At 70.9% G+C, this 21300-nt stretch carries 22 protein-coding genes; 6 read left to right on the plus strand and 16 right to left on the minus strand.

Annotation, left to right across the window (positions count from 1 at the left end):
- Nucleotides 1-465 (minus strand): prevent-host-death protein, encoded by a 465-nt coding sequence (locus DEJ20_RS17310; RefSeq protein WP_111234593.1) that lies wholly within the window; start codon nt 463-465, stop codon nt 1-3.
- Between the two features lie 101 nt (nt 466-566).
- Here DEJ20_RS17310 and DEJ20_RS17315 point away from each other — a divergent pair, with 101 nt between their 5' ends.
- Together DEJ20_RS17315 and DEJ20_RS17320 are read left to right on the plus strand one after the other, a co-directional pair.
- The gene (locus DEJ20_RS17315; protein ID WP_035809269.1) at nt 567-833 is read left to right on the plus strand and encodes a hypothetical protein; all 267 of its coding nucleotides are present in this window, start codon (nt 567-569) and stop codon (nt 831-833) included.
- A gap of 26 nt (nt 834-859) precedes the next feature.
- Complete coding sequence (locus tag DEJ20_RS17320) at nt 860-1375, plus strand: DUF1697 domain-containing protein (RefSeq protein WP_111234714.1); 516 nt, start codon at nt 860-862, stop codon at nt 1373-1375.
- A gap of 107 nt (nt 1376-1482) precedes the next feature.
- Here DEJ20_RS17320 and budC read toward each other — a convergent pair whose 3' ends face one another.
- The 3 genes from budC to DEJ20_RS17335 form a co-directional block, all read right to left on the minus strand.
- Nucleotides 1483-2250: a meso-2,3-butanediol dehydrogenase gene (gene budC / locus DEJ20_RS17325; RefSeq protein ID WP_111234592.1), complete on the minus strand. Its 768-nt coding sequence runs from the start codon at nt 2248-2250 to the stop codon at nt 1483-1485.
- A 187-nt stretch (nt 2251-2437) separates the two neighbouring features.
- Nucleotides 2438-4948: a glycoside hydrolase family 65 protein gene (locus tag DEJ20_RS17330; RefSeq protein WP_111234591.1), complete on the minus strand. Its 2511-nt coding sequence runs from the start codon at nt 4946-4948 to the stop codon at nt 2438-2440.
- Nucleotides 4949-5021: 73 nt separating this feature from the next.
- Nucleotides 5022-5789, minus strand: coding sequence for an HAD family hydrolase (locus DEJ20_RS17335; RefSeq protein WP_111234590.1), 768 nt, complete (start codon nt 5787-5789; stop codon nt 5022-5024).
- A gap of 200 nt (nt 5790-5989) precedes the next feature.
- On the opposite strand from DEJ20_RS17335, the gene DEJ20_RS17340 reads away from it, so the two are divergent.
- Nucleotides 5990-7345, plus strand: a complete 1356-nt coding sequence (locus tag DEJ20_RS17340; protein ID WP_111234589.1) for an APC family permease — start codon at nt 5990-5992, stop codon at nt 7343-7345.
- Between the two features lie 71 nt (nt 7346-7416).
- On the opposite strand, the gene DEJ20_RS17345 is transcribed toward DEJ20_RS17340, so the two are convergent.
- From DEJ20_RS17345 to hxlB, 3 genes are all read right to left on the minus strand, one after another.
- Nucleotides 7417-8139: an alpha/beta hydrolase gene (locus DEJ20_RS17345; RefSeq protein ID WP_027466790.1), complete on the minus strand. Its 723-nt coding sequence runs from the start codon at nt 8137-8139 to the stop codon at nt 7417-7419.
- A gap of 123 nt (nt 8140-8262) precedes the next feature.
- Complete coding sequence (gene hxlA, locus DEJ20_RS17350) at nt 8263-8886, minus strand: 3-hexulose-6-phosphate synthase (protein ID WP_111234588.1); 624 nt, start codon at nt 8884-8886, stop codon at nt 8263-8265.
- Nucleotides 8887-8897: 11 nt separating this feature from the next.
- The gene (hxlB, locus tag DEJ20_RS17355; protein ID WP_111234587.1) at nt 8898-9461 is read right to left on the minus strand and encodes a 6-phospho-3-hexuloisomerase; all 564 of its coding nucleotides are present in this window, start codon (nt 9459-9461) and stop codon (nt 8898-8900) included.
- Between the two features lie 110 nt (nt 9462-9571).
- Here hxlB and DEJ20_RS17360 point away from each other — a divergent pair, with 110 nt between their 5' ends.
- Nucleotides 9572-10417, plus strand: coding sequence for a helix-turn-helix transcriptional regulator (locus tag DEJ20_RS17360; RefSeq protein WP_111234586.1), 846 nt, complete (start codon nt 9572-9574; stop codon nt 10415-10417).
- Here DEJ20_RS17360 and DEJ20_RS17365 read toward each other — a convergent pair.
- From DEJ20_RS17365 to DEJ20_RS17390, 6 genes are all read right to left on the minus strand, one after another.
- Entirely contained in the window at nt 10401-11099 is a 699-nt protein-coding gene (locus DEJ20_RS17365) for a response regulator (RefSeq protein ID WP_111234585.1), read from the minus strand. The genes DEJ20_RS17360 and DEJ20_RS17365 overlap by 17 nt on opposite strands.
- Nucleotides 11096-13588, minus strand: a complete 2493-nt coding sequence (locus tag DEJ20_RS17370) for an ATP-binding protein (RefSeq protein WP_111234584.1) — start codon at nt 13586-13588, stop codon at nt 11096-11098. The genes DEJ20_RS17365 and DEJ20_RS17370 overlap by 4 nt, the downstream gene beginning before the upstream one ends.
- Nucleotides 13589-13709: 121 nt before the next feature.
- Complete coding sequence (gene kdpC, locus DEJ20_RS17375) at nt 13710-14309, minus strand: K(+)-transporting ATPase subunit C (protein WP_111234583.1); 600 nt, start codon at nt 14307-14309, stop codon at nt 13710-13712.
- 2 nt (nt 14310-14311) lie between these two features.
- The gene (gene kdpB, locus DEJ20_RS17380; RefSeq protein ID WP_111234582.1) at nt 14312-16411 is read right to left on the minus strand and encodes a potassium-transporting ATPase subunit KdpB; all 2100 of its coding nucleotides are present in this window, start codon (nt 16409-16411) and stop codon (nt 14312-14314) included.
- A complete protein-coding gene (gene kdpA, locus DEJ20_RS17385) occupies nt 16408-18090 on the minus strand; it encodes a potassium-transporting ATPase subunit KdpA (RefSeq protein ID WP_111234581.1) in 1683 nt (560 codons plus the stop codon). Before kdpA ends, kdpB begins: the two co-directional genes overlap by 4 nt.
- Nucleotides 18090-18179 carry a potassium-transporting ATPase subunit F gene (locus DEJ20_RS17390; RefSeq protein ID WP_017887940.1) on the minus strand — a complete coding sequence of 30 codons (90 nt, stop codon included), beginning with the start codon at nt 18177-18179 and terminating at the stop codon, nt 18090-18092. The genes kdpA and DEJ20_RS17390 overlap by 1 nt, the downstream gene beginning before the upstream one ends.
- 259 nt (nt 18180-18438) lie before the next feature.
- On the opposite strand from DEJ20_RS17390, the gene DEJ20_RS17395 reads away from it, so the two are divergent.
- Nucleotides 18439-18777, plus strand: coding sequence for a hypothetical protein (locus tag DEJ20_RS17395; RefSeq protein ID WP_111234580.1), 339 nt, complete (start codon nt 18439-18441; stop codon nt 18775-18777).
- A 225-nt stretch (nt 18778-19002) separates the two neighbouring features.
- Here the strand turns inward: DEJ20_RS17395 and DEJ20_RS17400 are convergent, their stop codons facing one another.
- Nucleotides 19003-19959 (minus strand): helix-turn-helix transcriptional regulator, encoded by a 957-nt coding sequence (locus DEJ20_RS17400; protein ID WP_111234579.1) that lies wholly within the window; start codon nt 19957-19959, stop codon nt 19003-19005.
- 62 nt (nt 19960-20021) lie between these two features.
- On the opposite strand from DEJ20_RS17400, the gene DEJ20_RS17405 reads away from it, so the two are divergent.
- A complete protein-coding gene (locus tag DEJ20_RS17405) occupies nt 20022-20441 on the plus strand; it encodes a VOC family protein (protein WP_111234578.1) in 420 nt (139 codons plus the stop codon).
- A 65-nt stretch (nt 20442-20506) separates the two neighbouring features.
- Here the strand turns inward: DEJ20_RS17405 and DEJ20_RS17410 are convergent, their stop codons facing one another.
- A complete protein-coding gene (locus tag DEJ20_RS17410; protein ID WP_111234577.1) occupies nt 20507-20716 on the minus strand; it encodes a hypothetical protein in 210 nt (69 codons plus the stop codon).
- Between the two features lie 12 nt (nt 20717-20728).
- On the minus strand, nt 20729-21268 hold the full coding sequence (locus DEJ20_RS17415; protein ID WP_110863276.1) for a hypothetical protein: 540 nt from the start codon (nt 21266-21268) through the stop codon (nt 20729-20731).
- Between the last annotated feature and the right edge of the window lie 32 nt (nt 21269-21300).

Consider the following 21300-nt stretch of genomic DNA (forward strand, 5'->3'; position numbering starts at 1 on the left):
TCAGGGCTTCTCGACGCGGATCGGATCAGCGAGGATCTCCGGCTCTCTGGTGTCCCAGCCCGCGGCGATCGCCTCGGCACTGTTGCGCCACGCCTGCATCTCGAGCAGGAGCCTGCGCGGCTGCCGGAGCGAGAACGAGCCGCGGGCGACGTCGACGATCTCCCGGGCGAAGCGCTGCTGGTCTGCGGCGCTGAGGAGCTTGATCCACGGGTACGGGATCGCCAGCCGATCGTGGAGTGGCAGTTGCTCGTTGAGCGTCACCGCGGCGATGAGCTGCGCCGCGATGTCCAGGACTGCGTCGTCGTCGTCGGACCGTTCCTTCGTGGTGAGGACGAGGGGCTTCCCGTCGCGACGGGTGACCTCGAGCGGGGCTTCTTCCGCGGCGGCGAACACCTGCTTGGCGTGGCGGGAGAGGTCAGAGGACTGCACCGACCGTCGGGATCGGGGCGGAGCGACGAGCGTCATGGATCGAGCCTATTCAGAACGTGTTCTGAACGCAACGGTCGGTTGCGACGTCGGAGGTCGACACCTACCATTCGAACACACGTTCGAACGAGGAGACCCCGATGATGATCACCGACACGGCCGCCACGGTGTGGTGGGCCGAGGGCACGCCGACCCGGCTGGTGTGGGCCGGACGGCGCTGGCGGGTGAGCGACACCCCCACCCGGCTGACCGTGACGCGCGCCGAGCTGCCCACCGCGATCACCCATGCGCCCGAGCGCACCGTGGGCTGGCGGTTCCAGGCGACCAGCGACGACGACGGTGAGGCCCTGGTGGTCGACATCGTGCCGCAGGGTGCCGGTTGGGGCGTGGCCCGGACGTGGACGTGAGCGGCCCGGACCGCTACCGTCCGGACATGGACAGGTGGGTGGCGCTGCTGCGCGGGGTCAACGTGAACGGCATCACGATCCGGAGCGCCGAGCTCGCGGAGCTCTTCCGAGGGCTCGGGTTCGACGACGTCCGCACCGTGCTCGCCTCGGGCAACGTCGTGTTCTCCGCCGACGTGCCCGCCGAGCAGCTCAAGACGTCGATCGAGCAGGGGCTGCGCGACCGGTTCGGGTACGACGCCTGGATCGTGCTCGTCCGGCACGACGCCCTCGCGGCCGTGGTCGACGGTTTCCCCTTCGCGCGTCCCGACGAACGGCACGACTACGTCGTGTTCGGGTCCGACGACGATGCGCTCGACGCGTTGGTCGGGGACCTCGAACTCGACGACGCGGTCGAGCAGGTCGGCCGCGGCGACGGGGTCGTCTACTGGTCGTGTCCGAAGGGCTCGAGCACCGACACCGTGTTCGCCAAGCGGGCCGGCGCCGCACGCTTCAAGCGCACGACGACGACCCGCAACACGAACACCCTGCGGAAGCTCCTGTGACCCTCGTGCACTCGAAGCGAGCCGAGACTCGCTCCCGCGGACGATCCGGGCGTTGCTGACCGCCCGAAGTGTCCGCCGGGCCGAGTCTCCGCCGACGCCGGGGCGGCTCAGGCCTGCGGCGGCTGCCCGTTGCTCGCCATGGTGCCGCCGTCCACCGGCAGGACCGCACCCGTGATGAACGAGGCCGCGTCGCTGGCCAGGAACAGGATCGCCTCGGCGACCTCGGCAGAGCGGCCCCCGCGGCCGAGGGCGATGCGCTCGGTGAACTTCGACTGCAGGGCCTCGTCCTCCGCCTGCTCCTGGGTCAGGTCGGTCCAGATGAGTCCCGGAGCGACGGCGTTCACGCGCACGCCGAACTGCCCGTTGTCGAGGGCAGCGGCCTTGGTGAAGTTCGTCACGCCACCCTTCGCCGCGTTGTAGGGGCTCATCCGCCAGTCGGCGTCCTCCCCGGAGACCGAGGAGGTGTTGACGATCGACCCCTTCGTCTCGCGCAGGAACGGCAGGGCCGACCGGGTGCCGTAGAACACACCGGACAGATCGGTCTCGATGACCCGGCGCCACTCGTCCGTGCTGATGTCGGTGATGTCGCCCGAGCTGAAGGTCCCGGCGTTGTTCACCAGGACGTCGAGCCGGTCGAAGCGGTCGATCGCAGCCGAGACGACGGTCTCCCAGTCCTCCGGGCTCGCCACGTCGGCGTGCAGGGCGACGACCCGGTGCGTCGGCAGGGAGTCACCCACCGCGCGGACCTTCTCCTCGACGCTGTCGGTCAGCACGACCGACGCGCCCTCGTCGATGAACGCCCGAACCGTCGCCTCGCCGATGCCGGACCCCGCGCCCGTGACGATCGCGACCTTGCCCTCGAACCGGTTGCCCATGATGTCTCCTCTCGTCGCACGAACCGTGCCCGGGGAGACGCCATCGACCCGAGGGGCACGGCAGACCACGGTGCCCCGGGCCGACTGGACGCGTTCGGAGGCGCCGAGAACGCCGCGGGAACGCAGGTCGCCCCGGCCCCGCGAGGCGGAACCGGGGCGACGTGCGACTGCAGCGCAGGGACTGGCCTCAGCCGGTCGAGTCGTCGAGGTCGAAGTCGCGCTCCAGGGAGATCGTCGGGATCGACGCCGTGATGACCGAGCCGTCCGCCCGCAACGTGCCCTGGATGTCGCTCGTGGTCGGGGCGTGCCCGGACATCCGCGGCCCGTGGTGCGGCAGCGGCACCACGGTGGGCTCCCCCGCCTCGATGTCCCACTGCTGGTTGTGCACCCACACCGTGAAGCCCGAACCCGTCTCGACCGTGAGGGTCATGGCTTCCTGCTCGAGGTCGACCCGGACCCGCGATCCGCGCATCGTCAGACGGTAGGACAGACGGTCCCAGTGCTTCGGCAGCCGCGGGTTGAAGGTCATCCGACCGCCGTGGTCGCGCATGCCACCGAAGCCGTTGACGAGCGCACCCCAGATGCCACCGGTCGACGCGATGTGCACGCCGTCCGAGGTGTTGCCGTGCAGGTCCGCCAGGTCGACGTAGAGCGCGGTCTGGAAGTACTGGTCGGCGAGGTCGTGGTACCCGACCTCGGCCGCCATGATCGACTGGACGACCGCGGACAGCGTCGAGTCACCGGTGGTGAGTGCGTCGTAGTAGTCGAAGTCGCGACGCTTCTCGGCAGCCGTGAACTCGTGCCCCTGCAGGAACAGCGCGAGCACGACGTCGGCCTGCTTCAGCACCTGGAACCGGTAGATCACCAGCGGGTGGTAGTGGAGGAGCAGCGGGCGCTTGGACTCGGGGGTGTTCTCGAGGTCCCAGAGTTCCTTGTCGAGGAACTGGGCGTCCTGCGGGTGGATGCCGCGGTGCGGGTCGAACGGGATCTCCATCGACTCGGCGGCGTGCTCCCACTCGACGAGCTCGTCCGGCTGCAGACCGGTCCGGCGCACCATGCGGTCGTACTCTTCGGCGTCGTCGGCGGCGAGCTCGCGGCAGGCGTTGACGGCGAACCACAGGTTCGCCCGCGCCATCACGTTCGTGTAGAGGTTGTCGTCGACGACGGTCGTGTACTCGTCCGGCCCGGTGACGCCGTCGATGTGGAACTTCTTGTCGCCGTTGGACCGCCAGAACCCGAGGTCTGCCCAGAGCCGGGCGGTCTCGACGAGCACGTCGATGGCGCCGCGCTTCAGGAACTCGCGGTCGCCCGAGGCCCGGACGTACTGCATGAGCGCATGCGAGATGTCGGCATCGATGTGGTACTGCGCGGTGCCGGCGGCGTAGTACGCGCTGGACTCTTCACCGTTGATCGTCCGCCACGGGAACAGGGCACCCCGCTGGTTCAGCTCGCGGGCCCGAGCCCGTGCCGCGTCGAGCATGTTGTAGCGGAAGCGCAGGGCGTTCCGGGCGACGATCGGCGCCGTGTACGACAGGAACGGCAGGACGTAGATCTCCATGTCCCAGAAGTAGTGCCCGCCGTAGCCGGAGCCGGTGACGCCCTTCGCGGCGATGCCGTGGCCGTCCGTGCGGGCAGTGGCCTGCGCCAGCTGGAAGAGGTTCCAGCGGACGGCCTGCTGGATCGCGGGCTGACCGGCGATCTCGACGTCGCTGCGGGCCCAGTAGTCGTCGAGCCAGTCGCGCTGCTTCGCGAAGGTCTCGTCGACGTTCTCGGCGTGCGCGCGGTCGAGCGTGCGGTCGCACCGGTCGGCGAGCTCGCGCACGGGCACCCCGCGGGAGGTGTGGTAGACCACGTGCTTCACGAGGCGGATGGGCTGCCCCGCGCGGGCCTGCACCCGGTAGACGTGCTTCGCCAGGTCGTCCTCGATCGAGGACGACTCGTCCCAGCTGTTCTCGGTCTCGATGTGGTGCTCGACGCCGACGCAGATCGTCATGCCGGAGCTGGACGCCTGGTACCCCAGGACCGAACGGCCGCCGGTGCTGCGCTTGAGCTTCGGCACGAGCACCCGCTCGGTGAACGACTCGGCCTTGCGCGGGTCGAAGGCGTTCGCCGCGGCCCGCATGCCGGCGTGGTACTCGTCCTGCACGTCCTGGCGGTTGAGGATCTGGCTGGACAGCAGGATCGAGGCGTCCGCGTCGAGCACGGTGACCTCGTAGTCGATGACGGCGAGGTGCCGATCGGTGAACGACACGAGTCGACGTGCCCGGATGAGCACCCGCTTGCCGGACGGCGTCGACCACTCGGTCTCGCGGAACAGGTAGCCGCCGCGGAACTCCAGCCGACGCGTGTGCCGGAGGATGTCGGCCTCGGCCAGCACGAGCGGCTCGTCGTCGACGTACAGGCGGATGACCTTGGCGTCCGGCGCGTTGATGATCGTCTGCCCGGTCTTCGCGAAGCCGAAGGCGTCTTCCGCGTGCCGGATCGGCCAGGTCTCGTGGAACCCGTTGATGTACGTGCCGTACTGCACGCCGCCACGGCCTTCGTCGAGGTTGCCGCGCAGGCCGAGGTACCCGTTGCCGACGGCGAAGTTCGTCTCGGCGACGCCCTGCTCGTCGGGGGTGTACTCGGTCTCGACGAGGGCCCACTCGTCGATCGGGTAGCGGACGCGGTCGAGGGGGTCCGAGGTGATGGGGTTCATGCTGCTCCGTGGGAAGGGAGGGAGATGGGTACGTCGGTGCGGCCGGCAGCCAGGGAGCGTCCGGCCGGCTGGCCTACGTCGTGCTGGTGGCCGGTGCGGGCAGGTCGTCGATGAGTTCGGCGAGGTCGGACACCACGACGTCGGCACCGTGCTCGCGCAGGGCGTCCGCCCCGGCACCGCGGTCGACACCGACGACGAGACCGAACGAACCGTTGCGGCCGGCTTCGACCCCGCTCGTGGCGTCCTCGACCACGACGCACTCGGCGGCGGTGAGCCCGAACCGGGTCGCCGCATCGAGGTAGGTGTCGGGCGCCGGCTTGCCGGTCAGACCGTCCTGGCGCGCGACGAGCCCGTCGACGACGACGGGGAACCGGTCGAGGATGCCCGCCGTCCGGAGCACCGACGTGGCGTTCGCCGAGCTGGAGACGACCGCGACGGACATGCCTGCGGCGATCGCGGCGGTCAGGAACCGGAGCGACCCCGGGTAGGGCTCGACGCCGTGCTCGTCGAGCTCGGCGGTGAACTCCGCGTTCTTCCGGTTGCCGAGCCCGCACACCGTGTCGGTGTCGGGCGCGTCGTCGGGGGTGCCCTGCGGCAGGTCGATGCCGCGCGACTCGAGCAGCGAGCGCACGCCGTCGTAGCGGGGCTTGCCGTCGATGTAGGTGAAGTAGTCCTGCTCGGTGTACGGCGCGGCCCCGTGTGCTTCGAGGTACGGCGTGAACAGCCGACTCCAGGCGCGCATGTGGACGTCGGCGGTCGGGGTGAGCACGCCGTCGAGGTCGAACAGGAGCGCGCGCTGGTCACTGAGTCGCGCGGGCGTGCGCTGGTCCTGCGTCGTCATCTGCGGTCCTCCGGGGACTGGTGGTGGACGAATGGCTGCCGCCGAGTCTAGGACCGCTCCAGTCCGGACGTTCCGACGCGCCGCGCCCTGTGGAGCGAGTTCACCGGCCGCCCCGCTGTGCAGGGAGAACCCCGCCACGGCGCACCTGTGAGGCCTCTGAGACACACCCCGGCACGCTGACCCGGACGAAAGGCACCACCATGACCAGCGACACCACGGCCGCACCCCACGACGGCACGCAGTCGAAGCTCCGCCAGGCGATCACCGGCCCGCTGCTGTTCCTCTTCATCCTCGGCGACGTGCTCGGCGCCGGCATCTACGCCCTGATGGGGACGCTGGCGAAGGACGTGGGCGGTGCACTCTGGGCACCGCTGGTGCTCGCGCTCCTGCTGGCCCTGCTCACCGCGGGTTCCTACGCCGAACTCGTGACGAAGTACCCGAAGGCCGGCGGTGCCGCGGTCTTCGCCGAACGGGCCTACAAGGCGCCGATCGTCTCGTTCCTGGTCGGGTTCAGCATGCTCGCCGCCGGCGTCACGAGCGCCGCCGGACTGTCGCTCGCCTTCGCCGGCGACTACCTCGGCACGTTCGTCGACCTGCCGCCCGTGCCCACCGCGATCGTCTTCCTCGCCCTGATCGCCTGCCTGAACGCCCGCGGCATCTCCGACTCGCTCAAGAGCAACGTCGTGATGACGATCATCGAGGTCTCCGGCCTCGTCATCGTGATCGTCGTCGTGGCCGTGATGCTCGGCGGTGGCGGCGGTGACGTCTCGCGGATCGGCGCGTTCCCGTCCGAGGCGAACCCGGCCCTGGCGACCCTGAGCGCCGCGATCGTCGCCTACTACTCGTTCGTCGGCTTCGAGACGTCCGCCAACATCGCGGAGGAGGTCCGCGACCCCCGCCGCGTCTACCCGAAGGCCCTGTTCGGCGCCCTCGCCACAGCCGGTGTCGTCTACGTCCTCGTCGCCCTCGCCAGCGCGATCGCCCTGCCTGCTTCGGAGCTGTCCGAGTCCAGCGGCCCGCTGCTCGCGGTCGTCTCCGCCACCGGCGTCCCGATCCCCGACTGGATCTTCAGCCTCATCGCCCTGGTCGCCGTCGCGAACGGCGCGCTGCTCACGATGATCATGTCGAGCCGCGTGACCTACGGCATGGCCGAGCAGCGACTCCTGCCCGCCCTGCTCGCGAAGGTCCTGCCGAACCGGAAGACCCCGTGGACCGCGATCATCGCCACCACGATCGTCGCGATGCTCCTGACCCTGGTGGGTGACGTGGGCGTGCTGGCCGAGACCGTCGTGCTCCTGCTGCTCTTCGTGTTCATCAGCACGAACGTCGCCGTCCTGGTGCTCCGCCGCGACCACGTCGAGCACGACCACTTCAAGGTCTGGACGTTCGTCCCGGTGCTCGGGGTGCTGTCGTGCATCCTGCTGCTGACGCAGCAGAGCGGTCAGGTCTGGCTCTACGCCGCGATCCTGCTCGCCGTCGGCGTGGTCCTGTACTTCGTCGCCCGGTTCACCGGGCGCCGTTCCGGACGCGACCACGAGGCGGGCGTGATCCACTGACGTCACGCACCACGGGCCTCCAGGCAGACCGTCTGGAGGCCCGTGGTGCGTCCGCCGGTCCGCCCGCGTGATCAGCGCAGGTCGCGCACCCAGGCCTCGATCGCGTCCGAGATCTGCTGGCGGGCATCAGCACGGCTGATGGTCGCCGTGCGGTCGCCCGGCTGGTCGCCGTAGGCGCCGAAGTCGGCGTGGTTCGACCCCTGGATCTCGGTCATGGTGGCGGTCGACGGCAGCTTGTCCCGCGCGGCGTCGACCTTGGCCGGCGTCGACAGGCCGTCACGCGAACCGGAGACGCTCAGCACGTCGATGTAGGAGCGGCTGATGTCGTTCGCGCAGTAGCTGCCGAGCAGCAGCAGGCCGTCGGCGTCCTGGGCGAGCTGGCACGCGCGGACCCCGCCGAGGGAGTGCCCGCCGACCGCCCAGCGGGTGACCGAGGGCGCGTGGGCCTCGAACGTGGCGAGCGGCCGGGTGTCGAAGAACGCGAGGTTCAGCGTCGGCTTCGTGATGACCACCGTCGTGCCGTTGGCGACCACCTGCCGGAACGTGGCCATGTAGGCGTACGGGTCGACCTTCGCGCCGGGGATGAAGACGATCCCGACCCCGTCGGCCTGGCCGGTCGGGGTCATCACCACCGAGTCACCGGCGTCGCGGACCGCGATCCGGTCGTCGCGCCAGACCTGCAGGGCGGCGCTGCGGGTGCCCTGCATCACGATGTGGGCCCAGACGAGGAACACCACCGCGATCAACACGACGACGGCGACGATCCAGGTGGTCCAGCGCAGCGCTCGGTTCATGTGGCCACCGTACGGCGCATCCGGACGGCGGCGTCCGCTTCGTGAGCAGGAATGGTCGGGTGCGACATGCACACCCGGCCATTCCTGCTCACGATGTCGCCCGGGAAGGGCGACCGGGACGCGCTACTTGATGGCGGCTCGGATCTCGGCGGCTGCTGCGCCGACGTCCGAGGCGCTGTAGATCGCGCTGCCGGCGACGGCGATGCGAGCACCGGCCTCCTGCACCGAGGCGACCGAGGACGCGTTCACGCCGCCCGCGATCGAGAACGGGACGCCCGACTCCTTGCCGGCGTCGAGCAGGGTCGAGAACGTGAAGCCCTCTTCCGCCTGCTCGTCGAGCCCGGCGTGGACCTCGACGAACTCGGCGCCGAGTGCGACGACCTCGCGGGCACGGGCGGCCTTGTCGGAGACGCCGATCAGGTCGACGACGATGCCCTTGCCGTGCTTCTTCGCGGCCTTGACGGCGCCGACGATCGTCGAGTCCCCGGCGACACCGAGGACGGTGACCAGGTCGGCACCGGCCGAGAAGGCGATGTCGGCCTCGAGCTCACCGGCGTCCATGGTCTTGAGGTCGGCGAACACGATCTTGTCGGGGTGTGCTTCCTTGATCGCGGTGACGGCGGACAGGCCGGCGCTCTTGATCAGGGGCGTGCCGAGCTCGAGAACATCGACGTGCGGCGCGGCCGCGGCGGCGAGCTCGAGGGCGGCTTCGGCGGTCAGGGTGTCCATGGCGAACTGGAGCTGCATGGGTGTGCCTTTCATTCGAGGTTGGCGTGACGGGGCCAGAGGTCGTCGGCGGACTGCCCGCCTCGGGCCCACAGGGCGTGGAACACGGCGTCGCCCACCAGGGCGACGGCCTGTTCGAAGAGACTGCCGGCGTACTGGGCCGAGGCTGTGCCGGAGCGGTCGGTCTTCGTCGCGGCGGGCAGCACGATCGTGACGTCCGCCAGCTCGGAGAGCGGGGAGTCGTCGGTGGTCGAGAGCGCCACGACGGATGCACCGACCTCGTGCGCGGTGCGCGCGGCCTGCACGATGCCGGTGGTCGTGCCCGAACCGCTCGCGACGAGGAGCAGGTCACCCGGTCGGATGGCCGGGGTGGTGACCTCGCCGACGACGTGCGCGTCGAGCCCGAGGTGCATGAGGCGCATCGCGGTCATGCGGAGGGCGAGTCCGGAGCGCCCGGCGCCGTGGACGAACACCCGGTCGGCGCCCTCGATCAGGTCGAGAGCGCGCTGGGCCGGGGCGTCGTCGAGGCGGGCGGCCAGGTCGCCGACCTCGCGGACGACCAGGTCGAGCGCTGCGGAGACGGTGGTTGCTGCCATGCCCTCGATCCTTCCGTCGCACGCCCCGGCACGCCGCTACCCGCCCCGGCAGGGGTCCCATCCCATTGGGTGGGCCCGTCCGCTCGGGTGGGACGGGTACGTTCGCGTCCATGGACGCATCGGTCGACACCCTGGAGGCCCGGGGCGGCTCCGCCATCCGGCTCGCGGCCGCCGAGCACGCACGCACGGTCGCCGAGCAGGCCGACCGGCACGCGCTCACCCTGGAGTCCGTCCTCGCCGTGCTCCGGTCGTCGCGGGTCACCGACGCGGCCGCCAGGGCCGAGGCCGTCGAGATCGCCTCGGCCGCCCTCGTCGATCTGCGCACCGTGACCGATCAGCAACGGAGCACCCTGCTCGAACCCGTCACCGGCGCGTTCTCGCGGTTGCGCGCCGACCTGCGGCCGCTCGTGCGCTTCGGGGACCTCGACGTGCAGTTCGTCGAGCCGCCGGCCACCGGCCGTGCGCTCCCGGGTGACGTCGCCCACGCGGCCCGGGCGATCGTGCGGACCGCGGTGCTCGCCCTGGTCAACGACGGTGCGGCGAAGCGGGTGCGCATCCAGTGGGACTGCGACGGCCGGAACCTGCTCATGCAGCTCCGGGACGACGGCTCCGGCACGCTCGACGTGCACGACGACGCCGTGCGGCCGATCGCGGAGCGGGTCGTCACGCTCGACGGCCGGGTGCAGGTCGCGAGCACGCCTGGCTGGGGATCCGTGCTCGACATCTCGCTGCCGCTCGACCCGCGGCCGACCGAGGTGGACGCGGTCGACGACGGCGACCTGACCCCGCGGGAGCGCGACGTCCTGCGGCTCGTGGCGACCGGTGTCGGCAACCGGGAGATCGCCGAGGGACTCGGCATCAGCGTCAACACCGCGAAGTACCACGTGGCGAACCTGCTCCGGAAGCACGGCGCCCGGACCCGGGCCGAGCTCGCGGCGTTCAGCTCCCGGGTGTGACCCCGGCCGGGGCGAAGCGGTAGCCCATGCCGGACTCCGTCACCAGGTAGCGCGGGTGCGCGGGGTCGGGCTCGAGCTTCCGCCGCAGCTGGGCCATGTACAGCCGCAGGTACCCGGAGTCGTTGCCGTGCGTCGGCCCCCAGACCTCGGTCAACAGCATCTCGCGGGTCATCAGCCGGTCGGGGTTCGTGACCAGGACCTCGAGCAGGCGCCACTCGGTGGGCGTCAGGCGGATCGCGGGGCCCTCGGCCGGGGTGACCTGCTTCGCGACGAGGTCCACGAGCAGCGGTCCGATCGCGATCGTCGGGGTCTCCTCCGACGCCACCACCCGGCGCCGTCCGAGTGCTCGCAGCCGGGCGAGGAGCTCGTCCATCTGGAACGGCTTCGTCACGTAGTCGTCGGCACCGGCGTCGAGTGCGTCGACCTTGTCGGACGAGTCGGTGCGCCCGGAGAGCACGAGGACCGGCACCTGCGACCAGGCCCGGACGCCCTCGAGCACCCCGATGCCGTCGAGCCGGGGCATGCCGAGGTCGAGCAGCACCAGGTCGGGGCGCTCGGTGATGACGGCGTCGATCGCCTCGCGCCCGTCCCGAGCCGTGACGACGTCGTACCCGCGCGCCGAGAGCGTCACCGAGAGGGCGCGGACGAGCTGTGCGTCGTCGTCAGCGATCAGGACCTTCATCGGATCTCCACTCCCACGTGCCCGGCGATCGGCAGCCGCACCACGACGGTGAGCCCACCGCCCGGGGTGTCGTCGACCTCGATCGTGCCGCCCATGCCCTCGGTGAACCCGCGCGCCAGGGCCAGGCCGAGCCCGAGGCCGGTCTCGTTGTCCGTGTCGCCGAGCCGCTGGAACGGCTGGAACACCTCATCGCGGCGGTCCTCGGGGATGCCGGGGCCGTGGTCGGCGACGCGGAGTTCCACCCCGCCGGCGAACGCGCTCGCGGCGACCCGGACGTGGGTGCCGTCCGGCGCGTACCGGGCGGCGTTGGCGAGCAGGTTCACGACGACGCGCTGCAGCAGGACCGGGTCGGCGAGCACCGGCGGCAGGTCCGCAGGCAGGTCGAGGTCGACGTCGTCGGGGCCGAGCTCCAGCTCGTCGAGCGCCGGCGCGACCACCGTCTCGAGCGCGATCGCCGCCGGGGTGACCGCGAGGACTCCGGCCTGCACGCGGCTGACGTCCAACAGGTCTGCCAACAGCACCGCCAGCTGACCGAGGCTCTCGTCGGCGGTCGCGAGCAGCGCCTCCCGGTCGGCCCGTGACAAGTCGATGTCGGGCGCACGCAGCGTCTGCACGGCGGCGGAGGCCGCGGCGATGGGTCGGCGCACGTCGTGGCCGACGGCCGCGAGCAGCGCGCTCCGGACCCGGTCGGCGGCGGCGATGCGCTCGGCGCCGACGGCGGTGCGGGTCAGCTCCCGGTGCTCGACGGCGGCGTCGAGCTGCTGCTCGACGACCCGCAGCAGTCGGCGCTGGGTCGGGTCGTCGGGCGCACCGGCGAACTCGAGCACGGCACCGGACGCCAGCGTCGTCGACGCGTCCGGCGTCGCACCGAACTCGCCGGAGGTCGCCGGCACCTCGTCACCCTGGCGGATCCGGACGCCGGCGAAGCCGAAGGCCTCACGGGTGCGGTCGAGCAGTGCCTGCAGGGCGTCGTCGCCGCGGAGCACGCTGCCGGCGATGCCCATCAGGAGCCCGGACTCGGCCGAGGCCCGACGGGCGGCACGTGATCGGCGAGCGGACCGGTCGACCACGAAGCTGACCAACACCGCACTGATCACGTACATGACCAGGGCGAACAGGTGCCACGGCTGCTGGACCGTGACCATGTAGAGGGGTTGCACGAAGAAGTAGTCGAGACTCAGCCCGGACAGCACGGCCGTGAACACCGCCGGCCACATCCCGCCCACGAGCGCCACGACCAGGACGAGCAGCTGGTACGCCAGCACGTCCACCGTGATGGCGTCCGGGTCGCTGCCGATCGACAGCACCCACGTGAGCAGCGGCCCGACCAGGACCGACAGGACGAACGCGGCGATCACCCGGCCACGCGACAGGCTGCCGCCGAGCTTCGGCAGGGTGATCCCGCCGCCGGCGCGCTCGTGCGTGACGACGTGCACGTCGATGTCGCCGGACTCGCGGATCACGGTGTTGCCGATCCCCGGACCGGTCATCGCGGCAGCGAGCCGGCTGCGGCGGCTGACCCCGATCACGATCTGGGTGGCGTCGATCGACCGCGCGAAGCGCACCAGCGTGCTCGGCACGTCGTCGCCGACGACCTGGTGGTACGTGCCACCGAGCTGCTCGAGCAGGGTCCGCTGCTTGCCGAGGGCGCCGGGGTGCCGGACGCGCAGGCCGTCGTTCGTCGTGACGTGCACGGCGGCGAGCTCGCCGCCGGCACTGCGGGCGGCGATCCGGGCGCCGCGGCGCAGCAGGGTCTCGCCCTCGGGGCCGCCGGTCAGGGCGACGAGCACGCGCTCCCGGGTCTCCCACCGGTGCTCGATGCCGTGCTCGGCGCGGTAGGCCTTGAGCGCGTCGTCGACCTCGTCGGCCAGCCAGAGCAGGGCGATCTCGCGCAGCGCGGTGAGGTTGCCGAGGCGGAAGTAGTTCGACAGCGCGGCGTCGATCCGGGCCGCCGGGTACACGAGCCCGTCGGAGAGCCGTTCGCGCAGCGCTGCCGGGGCCAGGTCGACGACCTCGATCTGGTCGGCCGCGCGCACGACGGCGTCGGGGACGGTCTCGCGCTGCACGGTGCCGGTGATCTCGCGGACCACGTCGCCGAGGGACTGCATGTGCTGCACGTTGACGGTCGAGATGACGTCGATGCCGGCGTCCCGCAGTGCCTCGACGTCCTGCCAGCGCTTCTCGTTCGGGCTCCCCGGGGCGTTCGTGTGCGCGAGTTCGTCGACCAGCGCGACCTCGGGTGCCCGGGCGATGACGGCGTCGAGGTCGAGGTCGTCGAGCTCGACACCGCGGTGCGAGACGGTGCGGCGGGGGACGACCTCGAGCCCGTTCACCAGTGCTGCGGTGGCGGCGCGCTCGTGCGTCTCGACGACGGCGACGACCACGTCGCGACCCTCGTCGAGCAGCCGACGCCCCTCTTCGAGCATCGTGTAGGTCTTGCCGACACCGGGCGCCGCACCGAGCAGGACCCGCAGCTTCCCGCGCTTCACGTGCTCATCCTCTCGCGTCCGGGGGTCGGTCTCCGCAAAACACCGGTGTTCACCTGTCGCACCGCGGATTGCGGGTGTTCGACGTGCGAGCACCGGTGTCTTGCGGAGGGGCCACCCACGGTCAGGACAGCTTCGCCAGGGCCAGGTTCAGCGACAACACGTTCACGACGGGCTCGCCGAGGAACCCGAGCTGCCGCGACTCGGTGTGCTCGGCCACGAGCGCCCGCACGTCAGCAACCGACAGGCCTCGCGCCGAGGCCACCCGCGCGACCTGCTGCGACGCGTACTCCGGGCTGATGTCCGGGTCGAGCCCCGAACCCGACGCCGTGACCGCGTCCGCCGGCACCTGCGCGGCGGGGACCCCGTCGGCCTTCGCCAGCGCCGCACGACGCTCCTCGACGGCCTTGAGCAGGTCGGCGTTGTTCGGCCCGAGGTTCGAGCCGGAGGACGCCCCCGCGTCGTAGCCGTCCCCGGCGGCGGACGGCCGCGACTGGAACCAACGGTCGGCCTGCTTGCCGGTGAACGACTGCCCGATCAACGAGGAACCGACGACCTTGCCGGACGAGTCCGTGACCATCGAACCGTTGGCCTGGTCGTGGAACGCCGCCTGGCCGACGCCCCAGACGGCGAGCGGGTAGCCGACGCCCAGGACGACGGTGGCGACGAGGGTGAGGCGGATGGCCACACCGGCGGAACGGAAGGTGGAACGTGCAGATGCCATGACTAGAACCCCGGGATGAGACCGACCACGAGGTCGATCAGTTTGATGCCGATGAAGGGGACGACCACGCCGCCCAGCCCGTAGACGAGCAGGTTGCGGCCGAGGATCGACGACGCTGCGGCCGCGCGGTACTTCACGCCACGCAGGGACAGCGGGATGAGCGCCACGATGACGAGCGCGTTGAAGATGACCGCCGACAGGATCGCGGACGACGGGCTGTGCAGCCCCATGATGTTGAGCGCCGCGAGCCCGGGGAACGCCGCCTGGAACATCGCCGGGATGATCGCGAAGTACTTGGCGACGTCGTTGGCGATGGAGAAGGTGGTCAGGGCACCGCGGGTGATGAGCAGCTGCTTGCCGATGCGGACGACGTCGATGAGCTTGGTCGGGTCGGAGTCGAGGTCGACCATGTTGCCCGCCTCCTTCGCCGCCGTCGTGCCGGTGTTCATCGCGACGCCGACGTCCGCCTGGGCCAGGGCCGGGGCGTCGTTGGTGCCGTCACCGGTCATGGCGACGAGGTTGCCGCCCTCCTGCTCGCGCTTGATGTAGGCGAGCTTGTCCTCCGGGGTGGCCTCGGCGAGGAAGTCGTCGACGCCGGCCTCGTGGGCGATGGCGGCCGCGGTGCGGGGGTTGTCGCCGGTGATCATCACCGTGCGGATGCCCATCGACCGGAGCTCGGCGAACCGCGACGCCATTCCGTCCTTGACGACGTCCTTCAGGTGCACGACGCCGAGCAGGGCGACCGCGCCGTCGGAGGAGCGGCGGCCGACGACGAGCGGGGTGCCGCCCTGGTCGGAGATCTCCGCGACGGTCGCGTCGATGGCTGACACCACACCGGCTTCGGTGGTGTCCGCCCAGGCGAGCACTGCCGCAGCGGCGCCCTTCCGGATCTGTGAGCCGTCGGGCAGGTCGAGACCGGACATGCGCGTCTGGGCCGTGAACGGCACCTCGACGGCGCCGTCCGCGAGTGCCGGCGTCACCCCTGCGTCGGCAGCGAGCGACACGATCGAGCGTCCTTCCGGCGTGCTGTCGGCAGCACTCGACAGCGCGGCGGCCTCCATGAGCGAGGCTTCCGACACCCCCGGCACCGGCACCACACGGGATGCCCGACGGTTGCCGTAGGTGATCGTCCCGGTCTTGTCGAGCAGCAGCGTCGTGATGTCACCGGCGGCCTCGACCGCGCGGCCCGACATCGCCAGCACGTTGTGCTGCACGAGCCGGTCCATGCCGGCGATGCCGATCGCGGAGAGCAGGGCTCCGATGGTGGTCGGGATGAGGCAGACGAGCAGGGCGATGAGCACCGGCACGCTGACCGTCGCGCCGACGAGCCCCGCGATGGGCTGCATCGTCAGGCAGACGATCACGAAGACGATCGACAACGAGGCGAGCAGGATGTTCAGCGCGATCTCGTTCGGCGTCTTCTGCCGTGCCGCACCCTCGACCAGGCGGATCATCCGGTCGATGAAGGTCTCGCCCGGCGTCGAGGTGATGCGCACCACGATCCGGTCCGACAGCACCCGGGTGCCGCCGGTGACGGCACTGCGGTCACCGCCGGACTCACGGATGACCGGCGCGGACTCGCCGGTGACGGCCGACTCGTCGACCGACGCGATGCCGTCGATGACGTCGCCGTCACCGGGGATGACCTCGCCGGCGACGACCACGACCACGTCGCCCTTGGCGAGGTCGACGGACGCGACCTCCTCGGTCTCGTTGCCGGTCGCGGCCGCGTCGGTCGTCGCGTACCCGAGCACACGGCGGGCGCTCGTGGTCGAGCGGGTCTTCCGCAGGGTGTCCGCCTGCGCCTTGCCACGGCCCTCCGCCACCGACTCCGCCAGGTTGGCGAAGACGACGGTGAGCCAGAGCCAGACGGCGATGGCGATCGTGAACGCGGACGGCTCGACGACGGCAGCCGCCGTCGTCAGCGCTGCGCCGACCTCGACGATGAACATGACGGGGTTCCGCCACATGAGTCGCGGATCGAGTTTCCGCAGGGCGCCCGGGAGGCCCGCCACAAGTTGGCGGGGTCCGAATGCGGACGAGCGGGTGGCCGGTTCCACGGCGGTGCGCGGTTCCGACTCCGTGGTCACGGGGGTGGTCATGACAGTCCTTCTGCGAGCGGACCCAGTGCGAGCACCGGGAAGTAGGTGAGTGCGGTGACGATGACGGCGACGCCGCCGAGCAACCCGATGAACAGCGGGCGGTGGGTGGGCAGCGTGCCGGCGGTCTCCGGCACCCGGTCCTGCGCGGCGAGGGACCCGGCGAGCGCCAGGACGAACACCATCGGCACGAAGCGGCCGAGCAGCATCACGACGCCGAGCGAGGAGTTCATCCACGTGGTGTTCGCGGTGAGCCCGCCGAAGGCCGAGCCGTTGTTGTTCGCACCCGAGGTGAAGGCGTAGAGCAGCTCGGTCAGCCCGTGGTTGCCGGGGTTGAAGATCGACGTCCCGAGCACCTGTTCGCGGACCCCGGGGATCACCAGCGAGAGCCCGGTGGCCAGGAGCACGAGCGTCGGCGTCACGAGGATGTACAGCGCCGCGAAGGTCATCTCCTTGGCGCGGATCTTCTTGCCGAGGTACTCCGGGGTGCGACCGACGAGCAGGCCGCCGATGAACACCGTGATGACGGCGAGCACGAGCATGCCGTACAGACCGGAGCCGACGCCGCCGGGGGTGACCTCGCCGAGCATCATGTTGACGAGCGCCATCATCCCGCCGATCGGGGTGTAGCTGTCGTGCATCGCGTTGACGGCACCGGTGGACGTCGAGGTGGTCGCGGTCGAGAAGAGCGTCGAACCGAGGATGCCGAAGCGGCTCTCCTTGCCCTCCATCGCGGCCCCGGCGGCGTGTGTGGCGACACCGCCGCCGCCGAGTTCGGCGATCGACATGACCGACAGCGACACGAGGAAGATCGCGCCCATCACGGCGAGGATCGCGTAGCCCTGACGGTCGTCGCCGACCAGCCGCCCGAACGTGCGCGGGAGCGAGAACGGGATGACGAGCATCAGGAAGATCTCGACGAGGTTCGTCCACGCCTGCGGGTTCTCGAACGGGTGCGCCGAGTTCGCGTTGAAGTAGCCGCCACCGTTCGTGCCGAGTTCCTTGATCGCCTCCTGCGAGGCGACGAACCCGTCGGGGATGTGCTGCGTGCCGCCGATGAGCGTGGTGACGTCGGTGCCGCTGCCCCACGACTGGACGACCCCGCCGGCGACGAGCACGATCGCGAAGACGAACGCCCCGGGCAGGAGCAGCCGGCCGAGACCGCGGACGATGTCCACCCACACGTTGCCGAGCGTGCCGGACCTGCGACGGGCGAACCCACGCACCAGGGCCACGGCGACCGAGAGACCGACGGCCGCGGACAGGAAGTTCTGCACCGCGAGGCCGGCCATCTGCACCGTGTAGCCGACGGTGACCTCGGGCGAGTACGACTGCCAGTTCGTGTTCGCGACGAACGACGCCGCGGTGTTGAACGCGAGCGAGGGTCCGACGGCGGGCAGCCCGAGGTCGCCGGGCAGGACGACCTGGATGCGCTGCAGCAGGTAGACGAGCAGGAGCCCGGCGACGCTGAACAGCAGCACGCCGCGCAGGTACACGGGCCAGGACTGCTCGGCGTCCGGATCGACCCCGATCAGCCGGTAGACCCCGCGCTCGACCCGGTTGTGGCGGACGGGCGTGAAGACCTTCGCCATCCAGTCACCGAGCGGGCGGTACGCGACGACGAGCAGCAGGACGAGCGTGGCGACCTGGGCGATGCCCGCCCAGACGTCCGCGGCGCCCACTAGAAGCGCTCCGGACGCACGAGCGCCCAGACGAGGTACACGACTGCGGCGATGCCGAGGACGGCGGCCGCGATGGTGATGCCGATCACAGCCGTTCCACCCCCTTGGCGATCAGTGCCACCACGCCGAACACGGCGAGGACACCGGCGACGACGAACACGTCGAACACGAGGGACTCCAGAAGATCTGCGGTGTCCGCGCCGGGTGACGCGGACCGGCACCACGAGTGGTGCCGAACCGATGCTGGATCCTGCGCCGCGCCTCCAGTCCGGTCCTAACAGATCCCTGACGCCGCCCTGGCGGACGCATGCACGCTCCTAACGCGTTCCGGCGTCCTACGATCGAGACGTGACGATCCCCGTGGTCCCCGCCCGTCCCGGTGCGACGGCGTCCGTCGTGGCGGCCGGACTGCTGGCGGTCGCCGGCGTCGCGTTCGGTGTGCTCTGGGGGACGGTTTTCGCGCCGCTGTGGCTCTTCGGCGAACGGCGGCAACTGCTGTTCTGGTTCTGGGCGGCACCGCTGTCCGTCGTTCCGTGGCTCGTGGCCGTCACCGCGCTCGCGCTCGCCGCGGTGGGGTGGTCCCGCGGTGGTGGTCGGAGCCGTGCAGCGCTGACCGTCGGGTGCATCGTGTTCGTCGTGTTCGCGCCGGTGGCGATGTTCTTCGGCGGATCCATCACGGGCGGCTGACGCTTCCGGCGCTCCTCAGCCGACCAACACTGGCTCTCGCGGAGCGGATCCTGCTAGCGTCGACCCATCATGATCGGCCCGCTCGCCTCACGGCTCGGGCCGATTTTCTCGTCTCGCGGGCACATGGCGTCCGGATCGAGAAGCTCGCCGCTCCTCGCGAATCTCTCGTCGATGTGTGTCGGCGCCGGCTGGCTGGACCACGCGCTCTGGAGAGGTCGCCACTGATCACGCTGGGCCACGCGTGCCAGCCGCGCGCAACCGGTCAGCGAGGTCTGCTACGGCCTCGACGAGCTCGTCCGGACTCGCGACGACGAAGTCGACCGCAAGTCCTGACACCACGCCCGCGAGGCCGTCCCACGACCACGATCCGAGGGTGACGCGGGCCCGGTCGTCCTCGAGATGCTCGACCACGGCGTCCTCGGGCAGGTACGGCGCGATCCGCCGCGCATCGCCCGCCGTCGTGGTCACCGAACCGGTGCACGGCCACACGTCGTCAACCGCCGACCCCTTGAACCGCGCGGACACGAACGCGGCCGCATCGCCACCGGGGATCGGTCGCGGCGTGAAGGGGACGCGGGTGCGCATCCGGGGCGTGATCCGGTCGATGCGGTGCGTGCGCCAGTCGTCACGGTCGCCATCCCAGTCGAGCAGGTACCAGCGACCGTTCCGGGCGACGACGGCGTGCGGTTCCACCCGGTGCGGGGTCTCGTCGTCGCCGTACCCGAAGCGGAACACCTCCTGCAGGTGGACGGCCTCGCTCACCGCCACCAGGACCTCCGGGTCGGTGGTGGTCCGGCTCGTCGCGGTCACGGCCTGCACCGCGTCGACCCGGGACCGCAGCCGCGCGGGCATCACCTGCCGGACGGTCGCCAGGGCGCGGGCCGCCGACTCGGCGACGTCCGCCCCCGATGCCGGCGCCACGGCGAGCGCCAGGGCGATCGCCACCGCCTGGTCGTCGTCGAAGAGCAGCGGGGGCAGGTCGGAGCCGGCCGCGAGCCGGTAGCCGCCGGCCGGTCCGCGGAGCGCCTCGACCCGGTACCCGAGCCCGCGGAGCCGATCGACGTCGCGGCGGACGGTGCGCGGACTGACGTCGAGCCGCCCGGCGAGCTCGTCCCCCGACCAGTCGCGGTGCACCTGGAGCAGGGAGAGCAGCGCGAGCATCCGTGCGGAGGGTCCGGCCATGGCGTCCATCTTCGTCTGAGAAGCGGACACGATCTGACCGCATTGCCCGACATCCTCGTCCCATGAGCATCGAAACGACAACCCACCTCAACTTCGACGGCGACGCCCGCGCGGCGCTCGACTTCTACGCATCGGTCTTCGGCGGCGAGGTCACCGCCGCCACCTACGGCCAGATGGGCGCCCTGGACGACCCGGCCTGGGTGGAGCGCATCGTGTTCGGTCAGGTCTCCACGGCCGCCGGCTTCCGCGTCATGGCCTTCGACGTCTGGCCCGGGCAGCCCTACGACCAGGGATCGAACGCCTTCTACGTGTTCGTGCACGGCGACGACACGGCCGAGATCGAGCGGTACTGGGCCGCACTGTCCGACGGCGCCGAGATCCGGCAGCCGCTGGAGCCCTCGGCCTGGGCACCGTTGGCCGGGCAGCTGCGCGACCGCTTCGGCGTGGTCTGGCAGCTCGACGTCGCCCCGGCCGGCAACTGACGACCTTGTGAAACGGTGAATGCCCCGTTCTTCCATGAGAACGGGGCATTCGCCGTCCACCGCCGTCAGTCCCGTCGACCGTGGCGCCGGGAGCGGCGGTACCGCATCGCTGATGCCGTGCACGCGCCCCCGGAGACTGCAGTGGCACCGACGGCAATCCCGCCCCAGGACTGCGCGGTTGTTCCGTTGACTCCGGCGTAGACGGCGGCCCCGATGAGCACGAGCCCGATGGCGGCGCAGATCGCGAGGGGGAGACTGTTCAGGATCTTCGACATGAGGGACTCCTCCTAGACGCAGCGACTCGTCTTCTTCGTGACGGGGTAGACGCGGACGGACTTCGGGCTGGGGCACTTGCTGTGCGAGGTGATGTACTGACTTGCCAGGATGATCGCGGCGCTCCCGACGATGCACGCAGCCGGACCGAGCGCACAGATCCCGGCGGCGAGCAGTGATCCGGCACCGCTGATGATCACGCCCTGGTCGAACGAGTTGAAGGCGATGTAGGCGCCGCGGTTGTCCGATCCGTAGGCCAGACGGGCGTTCGGATTGGTGTCGTTCAACGCCAGCTCGAATCCGTTGCCACCATCGACGATGACGGTCCGGCTGCCGTCGGACTGCGTCTCTTCCCGCTTGACCGCGCCCGCACTGCGAGCTTCGTCGATCGCCTGTGCGATCAGCGCTCGGGTGACGAACGGCGCTTCAGACTGCGCCTCGACGACCTTGATACCGGCCTGTTCGGCGCTGGCAGCAGGGGCGGTCAGGCCTCCGCCCGCGATCAGCGCGGCGCTCAGGAGGATTCCAGCGCAGGTGTTGGTTCGCTTCGACATGTGCAGCCTCTCCGTGTCAGAGCCGCCCTCGT

This window comes from Curtobacterium sp. MCSS17_005 (genome assembly GCF_003234225.2).
Lineage (GTDB): Bacteria > Actinomycetota > Actinomycetes > Actinomycetales > Microbacteriaceae > Curtobacterium > Curtobacterium flaccumfaciens.